The sequence below is a fragment of the Pantoea sp. X-Soil-ISGK-259 genome (genome assembly GCF_059730705.1).
Genome location: NZ_AP035987.1, coordinates 1 through 10,834 on the forward strand (window position 1 = coordinate 1; position 10,834 = coordinate 10,834).

Here is a 10,834-nt window from a genome sequence, read left to right on the forward strand (position 1 = left end):
CCACCAAGGGCTAAAAGGGTGATCGTGTTCACTATAATCAGTAAAGTGTTCACTGTAATCAGTACTTTATTCACTGTACCAGGTAGAATGTTCACTGTAAACAGTGCTAATGTTCACTGTAGTCAGAAAACGATCCCTTTCATCCACAGAATGAAGATCTTACGCCATGGCAGATAAAGACAACGAAAACAAAGCGTTACTAGAACCTTTTCTGTCTGTGACAAAAAACAGTGGTGAAGTTATCCAGCTTCATCCCAACAAGAATAATACCGTTCAGCCCGTCGCATTAATGCGTCTCGGGCTCTTTGTGCCAACGCTGAAATCGACCGCTCGCGGGAAATCCGGGGCGATGGCCTCAACAGATGCGACGAAAGAGCTAAAGAACCTGACGCTGGTGAAAGCGGAGGGTTACGAAAAGATTACCATTACCGGCGCGCGGCTGGATATGGATAACGATTTCAAAACCTGGGCAGGTATTATTCAGTCATTCTCGCGTTATCCGACCAAAGGCGACACGGTCACCCTGCCGTTTATTGATTTTGTGAAGATGTGCGGCATTCCCTCTGCTAACTCTTCTGCTGCGCTACGAAAACGCCTTGATGCCTCGCTACGACGTATTGCGACCAATACCCTCTCCTTTGAAGGCAATGGCAAGGCGTATCATACCCACCTGGTGCAGTCTGCTTATTACGACCGTGAAAAAGATATCGTCCGCATTCAGGCTGATCCTAAGCTGTTCGAACTTTATAATTTCGACCACAAAGTACTGCTTCAGCTCCGGGCCATCTCCCGCCTCAAGCGTAAAGAGTCTGCGCAGGCGCTCTACACCTTCCTGGAGAGTCTGCCGACCAATCCGGCACCCATCTCCCTTGCACGTTTGCGCATGCGTCTTAACCTCGGTTCAAAGACCACTACGCAGAAAACCACGTGGTAAGGCGCGCGATGGAGCAGCTAAAAGAGATCGGTTATCTGGATTATTCAGAAGTGAAGCGCGGCCGCTCTGTGTTTTTCATTATTCACAGTCGCACGCCTAAGCTTGATGGTATCGGTAATCTGGAGAGCATTGATTCGCTGGATGAGATCGAGTTTGAAGATTAACGCCTGACGTTCACTGTAATCAGCATTCCTGCGTGGCAGTGTCACTTCCTCTGAGCAGGATGACATTGCTTCCATCACTTCACCCTTCACTGTAATCAGTACTCCTCAGGCATTCACTGTAATCAGTATTGTTCACTGTAATCAGTAAAGGCTATGTGATGACCCGCGCCCCGATGTTAACCTGCAACTCTCTACTCGTTTATTTATAAGGCTTTTAGAGTGAGTGTGTACTTACATACTTCTTTGCGAGTATCTGTCTTTGCCCTGTTTACTGATTACAGTGAATGTATGGATTCAGGTTAAGGGCACGTCTCTCTTTTACCGATTACAGTGAACGCTACTGATTACAGTGAATGTTAGTACTCTGTTGTGCCACTCAGGCTCATCGCGGGATCGTGCCTCCCAGTCAGTGATGACGGACAGGCCAGGCTGTTGATCAACGTGACACTGTTACTGATTACAGTGAATGTATGCAGGCTGACATCGTCCTCTTTCCTGCGCATTGCTGCCATCCCGTTTGCCATCTGGTCTACTGATTACAGTGAACGTTTATACCTGAAGCCCCATTCAGGGCAGTCCAGGTTGCTATGATTGAGCAGCGACGTCCTGCTGATTACAGTGAACGGTCTACTGAATACAGTGAATCTTTGTTGAGAGAATAGACGAGTTGTTGCGTCGGCTACTGATAACAGTGAATGTTACGTCACAAGAGTCATGCCCTTATTGATGTACAAAAGCAGAGGACCGCCTGCTCCAGGCTTGTCAGTCATAGCGTACACGTTGAAAGTCATAGTTTGTTTGTCACGGCTGGGCACCGGTTGGCGCTGTAAGAACGCGCACTCTCGACTGACTACAGTGAATGTTTGTGAAGTCCTTCCTGTGTCTACTGACTATAGTGAATGTCGTTCGCTTCAGTCAGGATTTACTGATTACAGTGAACGCAGACGAACCCTTATCCTCTTCACCACCGACCTACTCTGGCCTGGAATTTGGCGATGTCTGGCCTTTCATTTGGTCCCAATGCTTTATGACCCACTCACATTTAAATAGCCGGATATTGCTGACTACAGTGAACGTTTATGTCGCCCTACTCTTTCACGCTGACACCTGACAGACGCACCTACTGATTACAGTGAACGTTTTCTTTGGTAAGACTCACACCGGGGCAATGCTACTGATTACAGTGAACGTTTATACAGACAACGTTAAAACTCAGCATAGTGGGTGGCGCAACTGGCTACGTACCCACTAATCTCTTTAAAATACAGCTCATGACTGACTCACAAATCATCTGATATGACGTGGATTTGCTGATTACAGTGAACGCTTAGTGAGTATTGAGAGATACCCTGAACTCGTCTGCTCTCGTTTTGCATCAGGTTTTCGTATTCCACTCCCTGTTTATCTGCTCACTACAGTGAATGATCTGCTGATTACAGTGAATGCTCTGCAAATTTTATCTGCAAAGGCTATTCATACAGAATCAATAATGTGATGAAGCTCACCAAAATCCGTGTACTCACATAAAAACGCATATCATGTTGAGATGATAATTTATTGCCTCACGTGCAGGATTTCTGTATAAAGTCATAAATCCTACATGTTTGGAGCAACCATGGCTAACGATGACAAACAGGTGATGAAAGTTGCACAGCGTTCAGAACGCATGCTTCTTAGCCTTACCGACCAGATTCAGGCGCAGAAGCAGGAACTGCATGAAAATACGTACTATCAGGTCTATGCCAAAGCGGCGTTAGCAAAGTTGCCCAAACTGACCCGTGCCAGCGTCGATTACGCGGTGAATGAAATGGAAGAGAGCGGTTATCAGTTTGATAAACGGGCTGCCGGTTCTTCTGTTAAATATGCCATGTCGATTCAGAATATTATCGATATCTACCATCATCGTGGCGTGCCGAAATACCGGGATCGTCATAGTGATGCTTTCACTATTTTTGTGGGTAATCTCAAGGGCGGCGTTTCCAAAACCGTCTCTACGGTTTCACTGGCCCATGCGCTTCGTGCCCATCCTCATCTCTTATATGAAGATTTACGCATTCTGGTTATTGACCTCGACCCGCAGTCATCGGCAACCATGTTTTTGAATCACGAGCGTTCCGTTGGGCTGGTAGAAGCCACTGCCGCACAGGCGATGTTGCAAAACGTCTCCCGTGATGAACTGGTTAATGAATTTATTGTTCCGTCGATCATCCCTGGCGTGGATGTGCTGCCTGCTTCGATTGATGATGCTTTCATCGCCTCAAGCTGGGACCAGCTTTGTGCTGAGCATCTGCCAGAACAGAACGTCCATGCCGTGCTGTACGACAATGTGATTGCAAAACTTAAAAAAGATTATGACTTCATCTTTATCGACAGCGGCCCACATCTTGATGCTTTCCTGAAAAATGCGATTGCCGCTTCAGATCTCCTGATGACGCCGGTGCCACCCGCTCAGGTTGACTTCCATTCAACATTAAAATACCTGACACGTTTGCCGGAACTGATTGCGATTATCGAAGACTCCGGCGCCACCTGTCGCCTGCAGGGCAACATTGGCTTTATGTCAAAGCTCTCTAATAAAGCTGACCACAAACTCTGCCATAGCCTGGCAAAAGAGATTTTTGGCGGGGATATGCTCGATGCCGCCCTACCCCGCCTGGATGGGTTCGAACGTTGCGGTGAATCGTTTGATACGGTTATCTCAGCCAATCCGTCAACCTATGTCGGTAGCAGCGAAGCGTTGAAGAATGCACGTTCCGCGGCAGAGGATTTTGCAAAAGCCGTCTTCGACCGTATCGAATTTATTCGCCTGAACTGAGGTTTGTATGAGCGCAAAAAGAATTACGATTGGCAGAACCTTCAGCCAGACTCCACTGGAAAATGACACGAATGACAGCCAGCATAACCAGACATTTGTACTGGCAACGGGCAAGCGCGCCCAGTTTCGTTTTGAACGTATTGCGGCAAGTGATGTTGAAAGTAAGACATTCGTCACGATGGAAACGAATGGCCGCGATCAAACAGGACTGACACCTGACTCACTGCGCGACATTATTCGTACCATCAAGCTGCAGCAGTTTTTCCCGGCTATTGGCGTAATGCGTGATGAGCGCATAGAAATCCTGGATGGCTCTCGCAGACGTGCAGCCGCGCTTATCTGTAAAACCGGGCTGGACGTGCTGGTTACTGATGCTGCAATTACACCGGATGAAGCACGCAGACTGGCACAGGATATTCAGACTGCTCGCGAACACAATTTGCGTGAAGTGGGAATGCGACTGTTAACGCTTAAAGATGGCGGTCTGTCGCAGAAAGAAATCGCAGAAAACCAGGGCTTATCGCAAGCGAAAGTCACACGTGCGCTTCAGGCCGCCAGTGTGCCGTCAGATTTAATTGCACTCTTTCCTAATCAGGCTGAGCTTACCTATCCCGACTACAAAGCACTGCTTCAGGCTGCTGACAAATTGAGTGAGTCCGGACAAAGCACAGAAGCCCTGATTAAATCGATCTCGCGAGAAATTGATGTCGTCTGCGCCCGTGACGGGCTGGCTGAGGATGAGCTTAAAAATCACATTCTGCGTTTGATTCGACAGGGAAGTCAGACGCTGATGAAAGAACCGGAAAAAGACAAAACGCAGGCCACTGCGCTATGGTCATTTGCTGATAAAGATCGCTTTGCCCGTAAAAAGGTACGCGGTCGTATGTTCAGTTATGAATTTAACCGGCAATCAAAAGAGTTGCAGGAAGAGCTTGATAAAGTCATCGCTGAAACGCTCAAGAAATACCTTAACCGTTGAATCAACCTCACACCAATCAGCCAGCGCTTAACGCTGGCTTTTTTATTGGGACTGAGAGCAATTAAAGGGGATGCAGAATCATGAATTTCAGGCTGAAATCGCCAGCCCGGAGCAAGGTGGTTCTTGTCTAAGCTTATGATTATTATTGGTTTTATAGAGTTTTCCCAGTTTTGCTGGCGCCTGAAATCGCCATATTATGTTGTCATGTAGTCAGAGCTGAAAATTATGAGTTAGCCGACCGGAAGACAATGAATAACAAAAGCGAATTTAATCTGATATAACAATAATCAACTTGCATCGATGTCAGCCTTCACTGAAAAAATAGTGTTAATGCAAGCACGTATTTTTCTGCTGGTTCATTAGTAACCAGTAACCTGAGATTTAACTTCTCCATAACTCGCTCCCTGAGGATAATGCGTAGGTCCCGCTGCGAAACTTTTGTCTGCAAAAGCCTCCGCCAGTATAATGTTCTATTAAATCATTGTTTTTAAATGTAAATTGCAGTTAATTTCAGCCTGAAATCGCCACTTGGTTAATGGCTATTCTTTGTTGAAACTGCACATGCCTGGAAAAATGAGCGCCTCTATGAATCTCACATTACGGTCAGAGAGGTCATGGAGAGTGCATGAAAAAAGATACTCATAAAATATCCCTCACTTATCCACAGAAAAAGTGGATAACTTTTTTCTCGTAACAAACTTATTTTCTGAGCAATAGCATGTTCACGGTATGGATCTCAGCGTAAAGGTATCAGGAATGGATTAGAGCACTGAACGCGTCAGTGTTGAATCACAACCTGAAACCCGGTAAGCATCAGATTCACTATGTTGTGTAGACTAACTGAGCGTCGCCAGCTAAACCCTATGCAGATGTCATTAAGCAGCATGAAAACAAAAACTATAAACAATCGCTGTTTACAGTGAATCTGGCATTACGCCGTTCTCAACGTAACCATCCCCTTTATCAGTGCCAGTTTACCCGCACTATCAGAATCAGGCGGCAGATAAACCCGCTGACCACTGCAATCAGTAAACAGAGTGTTGTGCAGCGTTGCACCACAGCACTTTTTATCATCCTGTGATATTTCATAAAGCAGGCTTTAAAGTGGCGAATAGATTTTAATGCTCAGCATCTCAAAAACATCTGACTTCTATATCCCACCAATATGTCTATTCCTTTACCTGCTTTGAGCTCACCTCGCGACCTTATCCCAGTCAGCAAGCAGTAATCAGTAATCAGGATTGTTGATTTGATTCGCTCGTTGCTAAGGACTTCACCACTGATTAAGCGGCGAACCAGGCAACCGTCACGTCTTCAGTAGTGGATGGTTAGCTGAGAATGAGCTGCGCAGCGGCACTCAGCAAACAAGAAACGGTATGGTCAGCACATTCAATAGAGCTGTGAACACAGACCTGTACTGCTTCACAGCATGGCGAGTCTGTGGCGCATTCCAGTCGGTACGTCAGGGATTCGAAGTCAGAAAAGACGTTCAGGTGGTCACGGTTACTCCAGTCTCTTTCTTTAATTATTTATCTCCCCCTGAAAGGCGTATTGCTAAAGCTAACTTTCAAATACCGTCTACACTTCGTTGCCCAATCGGTAAATATGTTCCATTTCTATTCCGTATGAAATGTAATCAAACGGATGTTTAACTTATTAATGGCAGGAATATTATGAGTACGAATACACCAGACTCTGGTGAAGCAGGCGATCACGCGCCTGCGGATACGGTACGCCAACGCATTTTTCTCGTGGTGCTGGTTGCCACTATGGGCGCGCTGGCTTTTGGCTATGACACCGGGATTATTTCGGGTGCGTTACCTTATATGAGTTCACCACCCGGTCAGGGCGGCCTGGGACTGAATTCATTCACTGAAGGCCTGGTAGCTTCTTCGCTGGTGTTCGGCGCGGCCATCGGTTCTTTCTTGAGTGGTTTCTTTTCTGATCGTTTTGGCCGCCGTATTACGTTACGCAGCCTTGCAGTCATTTTTGTTCTGGGTTCACTGGGAACGGCGCTGGCGCCCTCGGTGAATATTATGGTGGCGATGCGCTTCCTGCTGGGGATTGCTGTCGGCGGTGGCTCTTCAACTGTACCGGTGTTTATTGCCGAGATTGCCGGACCGCGCCTGCGTGCACCTCTGGTAAGCCGCAATGAGCTGATGATCGTGACCGGACAGCTTATTGCCTATGTCGCCAGTACGCTTCTGAGTTATCTGCTGCATGATGAACATCTGTGGCGTTACATGCTGGCGATTGCGATGGTACCGGGATTCCTGCTGTTCATCGGCACGTTCTTCGTTCCTGCGTCCCCACACTGGCTGGTGGCGGAAGGGCGCTTAAAAGAGGCGAAAAAGATTCTGAAGTATCTGCGTGAAACGCCGCGCGAAGTGCGTCATGAGATGGCGCAGATGAAGAAGCAGGCGAGGGCGGCAGAACGCGGGCCGGATGCGAAAACACTGATCCGTGAGAAGTGGGTTATCCGTCTGATGATTATTGGTGTAGGACTGGGCTTTGTCGCGCAGTTTACTGGCGTCAACGGCTTCATGTACTACACACCGATCATTCTGAAGTCGACTGGTCTGGGGACCAGTGCCTCAATCGCCGCCACCATCGGTAATGGCGTGGTTTCTGTTCTGGCCACGTTTGTCGGTATCTGGGCCATTAGTCGCTTCCCGCGTCGCACCATGCTGATTACGGGTTTATGTCTGGTCATCACGGCACAGATCATGCTGGGCAGCGTGCTGACCTTTATGAGCTCCAGTGTGATGCAGAGCTATCTCGCCCTGGCATGCATTCTGATGTTCCTGTTCTGTATGCAGATGTGCATCTCGCCGGTTTACTGGCTGATGATGTCGGAGCTGTTCCCGATGCAACTGCGTGGCGTATTAACCGGTGGTGCCGTCTCACTACAGTGGATATTTAATGCTGTGGTGGCATTTGGTTTCCCACCTGTTATGGAATATGCAGGCAGCACAACCTTCTTTATCTTTGCTGCAATTAATGTCGGGTCGCTATTCTTTGTGATGGCGATGGTTCCCGAGACGCGCGGCAAGAGCCTTGAAGAGATTGAGTCCCACATGAAAGAGAAGTTCGGTGAAAAGCGCAGAGAGGCTGAAGCGTTATAAGCCCTCAACGGATTCGGCCTGACGGTCGGATCCGGTTTTACGCCGTTACCATTCCCCGCTAATTCATCCCTAATCGCTTCCCTTCATCTCCAGGCCGCCAAAGCATTCACTGTAATCAGCAAATATTCTGTTCTATTTTTATACAGCGCTGGCGATTTCAGGCTGAAATCGCCAGCGTCTCTCTCTGCATTTTTCCGCTAAGTCTTTCTGTAAATCCGGATTAAGCTAGCATGACTACTGACAATGATCGCATCCCACTCTCCGCTATAATCGCAGCTTTTTATTCGCGTGGTGTCATTATGTGTTTTAATTTTTCAGGAAAGGACGTATGAACCGGAAGTGGAAAACGGCTAAACGCAGACTCTGGCGGCTGGGGATAGTGACGGGGCTGGTATTACTGCTACTTCTGATTATCCGCATTTATGAAGCCGAGCGCGGACCGGAGTTAAAGCGCTGGCACACCTGGATTCCCCATGAGCTGACCGCGAGCCAGCTGGATAACGCAACTTATGCTGATTATCTCAATGCCGAAGACCATCTTTTTAATGAGATGAAGCAGCAGGTCAGCAACAAACTTGAAGCTGAAGACAAAACGCCACTTAATCGATATTACGCCGGCAGCATGATCTATCCTGGCCGTTTCGTGCAGGACTGGAATCGTTCTTATATCCTGCGACCAACAGGCACCCCGCGCGGTGCCGTTGTCCTGTTACATGGTCTGACCGACAGTCCCTATAGCCTGCGTCATGTGGCAGACGTTTATTATCAACAGGGTTATGCGGTCGTCGCGATAAGGTTACCGGGTCACGGTACGGTGCCTGCCGGTTTGACGGATGTAGACTGGCAGGACTGGATGGCCGCCACACGTCTCGCAGTGAGAGAAGCGACCCGTCTGGCAGGCACGCAGACGCCGCTGCATCTGGTCGGTTTCTCTAACGGTGGGGCGCTGGCGGTAAAATACGCGCTCGACAGCCTGGATGATCACACACTGCGTCGTCCGCAACAGCTCATACTGTTATCGCCGATGATTGGTGTAACGCGTTTTGCCCGCTTTGCCGGTATTGCCGGGCTGCCCGCTGTATTTCCGGCGTTTTCAAAAACCGCGTGGCTGAACATCGTGCCGGAGTTTAATCCCTTTAAATATAACTCTTTCCCGGTTCACGCTGCCCGTCAGACCTATTTGCTGACGCAGGCGCTGCAGAAAGAGATCCAGCTTTACGCACGGAATAAACAGCTGTCTGCCTTCCCGCCGGTACTCACTTTCCAGTCGGTTATGGATTCTACTGTCAGCACATCCTCGGTGATCCGCTCGTTGTACAATTTCCTGCCGGAGAATGGCAGTGAGCTGGTGCTATTCGATATCAATCAGGCGGTCAGCGTCAGTCCGCTATTTCGTCACTCCTCATACACCGCGGTAAATCAGCTTTTGCCCGCTGCCCGTCGCCGTTATGCCTCAACGGTTATCACTAATGCCTCAGCGACGTCGCTGGAAATGGTAACGAAAAGCGTGCCTGCCGGTGAGATTCAGGAACAGATTAAACCGCTGGCAATTGATTATCCGGCAGGTCTCTACTCGCTGTCACATGTTGCCATTCCATTTCCTGCTGAGGATGGTTTATATGGCAGTGCACCCGCTAAGAAGAATGAGTTTGGTATTAGTTTTGGGACGCTGTCACTACGCGGAGAGAGTGCCGTGCTGATTGTCGGGCTGGACTCGATCATGCGTGCTACCTCCAACCCGTTTTACCCTTACATGATTGAACAAATTGATCACCAAATCAGTTGCAGCGACAAGCCGCCACTGGCAGCCTGCCTGAGCCATTTCTGAACCACCAGAGAATCAGGCCCGCAAATTGCGGGCCAGATGTTATATCGCGTTCAGCTTTTCCATCACCTCATCTGACAGTTGCAGACTGGCACTGGCGAGGTTTTCTTTAAGGTGTTCCGGCGATGACGTACCCGGAATCAGCAGAATATTGGGCGAGCGCCGCAGTAGCCACGCGAGTGCGACCTGCATCGGCGTAGCCTTCAGGGATACTGCGACCTCATTAAGCCGATCCGATTGCAGCGGGGAGAAACCGCCCAGTGGAAAAAACGGCACGTAAGCGATGCCCTGTTGCGCCAGCTGATCCACCAGTTCATCATCCTGTCGATGCGCGAGGTTATACATATTCTGCACGCAGACAATCGGTGTGATGGCCTGCGCTTCTGCAATTTGTGTGGCAGTGACGTTGCTCAGGCCAATGTGCCGAATCAGTCCCCGAGCCTGTAACGCCAGCAACGCCTCCAGCTGTGGCATCAGGGAGCCCTCTTTAGGTTTAGCCGGATGCAACATACTGCGCAGGTTCACGACCTCAATCACGTCCAGCCCAAGGTTGCGCAGGTTATCTTCCACTGCCTGCGTCAGCGCCTCGGGTTCCATCGCCGCCTGCCAGCCACCTTTCGCATCGCGACGGGCGCCTACTTTGGTGACAATGCAGAGATCCTGAGGATAAGGATAGAGCGCCTTTTTGATTAACTGATTGGTTTCATGCGGCCCGTAAAAGTCGCTGGTGTCGATATGATTGACACCAGCCGCGATAGCGTCGCGCAGAACCTGTATTGCCCTGGCTTCATCTTTCACTGGGCCGAAGACACCTGGCCCGGCTAATTGCATCGCGCCGTAACCAAGACGGTTGACTTCACGATCGCCTAACGGATAAGTCATGGTGGTATTTGACATGAAAACCTCCTGCGTGAATGTAGATCAATTGTAACGGTGATTTAGCTGTGCAACTATCGGGTGAAATCAGGACGGACTGTACGGGGTGGTGCACA

General features: G+C 49.0%; 5 protein-coding genes and 1 pseudogene. 5 read left to right on the top strand and 1 reads right to left on the bottom strand.

Going from position 1 to position 10,834, the window contains the following annotated elements; genetic code table 11:
• Nucleotides 1-166: 166 nt before the first annotated feature.
• The 5 genes and pseudogenes from AC6I77_RS19145 to AC6I77_RS19165 all read left to right on the top strand — a co-directional run bounded on the left by AC6I77_RS19145 (nucleotide 167) and on the right by AC6I77_RS19165 (nucleotide 9,845).
• Nucleotides 167-1,098, top strand: a pseudogene (locus AC6I77_RS19145) (RepB family plasmid replication initiator protein).
• A 1,615-nt stretch (nucleotides 1,099-2,713) separates the two neighbouring features.
• Nucleotides 2,714-3,913, top strand: coding sequence for an AAA family ATPase (locus tag AC6I77_RS19150; protein ID WP_003855844.1), 1,200 nt, complete (start codon nucleotides 2,714-2,716; stop codon nucleotides 3,911-3,913).
• A 7-nt stretch (nucleotides 3,914-3,920) separates the two neighbouring features.
• The gene (locus tag AC6I77_RS19155; protein ID WP_003855842.1) at nucleotides 3,921-4,892 is read left to right on the top strand and encodes a ParB family protein; all 972 of its coding nucleotides are present in this window, start codon (nucleotides 3,921-3,923) and stop codon (nucleotides 4,890-4,892) included.
• 1,673 nt (nucleotides 4,893-6,565) lie between these two features.
• A complete protein-coding gene (locus AC6I77_RS19160) occupies nucleotides 6,566-8,017 on the top strand; it encodes a sugar porter family MFS transporter (RefSeq protein ID WP_003848221.1) in 1,452 nt (483 codons plus the stop codon).
• Between the two features lie 328 nt (nucleotides 8,018-8,345).
• On the top strand, nucleotides 8,346-9,845 hold the full coding sequence (locus AC6I77_RS19165) for an alpha/beta hydrolase (protein ID WP_008924461.1): 1,500 nt from the start codon (nucleotides 8,346-8,348) through the stop codon (nucleotides 9,843-9,845).
• A gap of 39 nt (nucleotides 9,846-9,884) precedes the next feature.
• On the opposite strand, the gene AC6I77_RS19170 is transcribed toward AC6I77_RS19165, so the two are convergent.
• Nucleotides 9,885-10,739, bottom strand: a complete 855-nt coding sequence (locus AC6I77_RS19170; protein ID WP_008924462.1) for an aldo/keto reductase family oxidoreductase — start codon at nucleotides 10,737-10,739, stop codon at nucleotides 9,885-9,887.
• Nucleotides 10,740-10,834 lie beyond the last annotated feature (95 nt).

Bases quoted from the DNA above. Each gene is read 5' to 3' on its own strand.
- AC6I77_RS19155 (WP_003855842.1), top strand. From the start codon at position 3,921: ATGAGCGCAAAAAGAATTACGATTGGCAGAACCTTCAGCCAGACTCCA.
- AC6I77_RS19160 (WP_003848221.1), top strand. From the start codon at position 6,566: ATGAGTACGAATACACCAGACTCTGGTGAAGCAGGCGATCACGCGCCT.
- AC6I77_RS19170 (WP_008924462.1), bottom strand. From the start codon at position 10,739: ATGTCAAATACCACCATGACTTATCCGTTAGGCGATCGTGAAGTCAAC.
- AC6I77_RS19165 (WP_008924461.1), top strand. From the start codon at position 8,346: ATGAACCGGAAGTGGAAAACGGCTAAACGCAGACTCTGGCGGCTGGGG.
- AC6I77_RS19150 (WP_003855844.1), top strand. From the start codon at position 2,714: ATGGCTAACGATGACAAACAGGTGATGAAAGTTGCACAGCGTTCAGAA.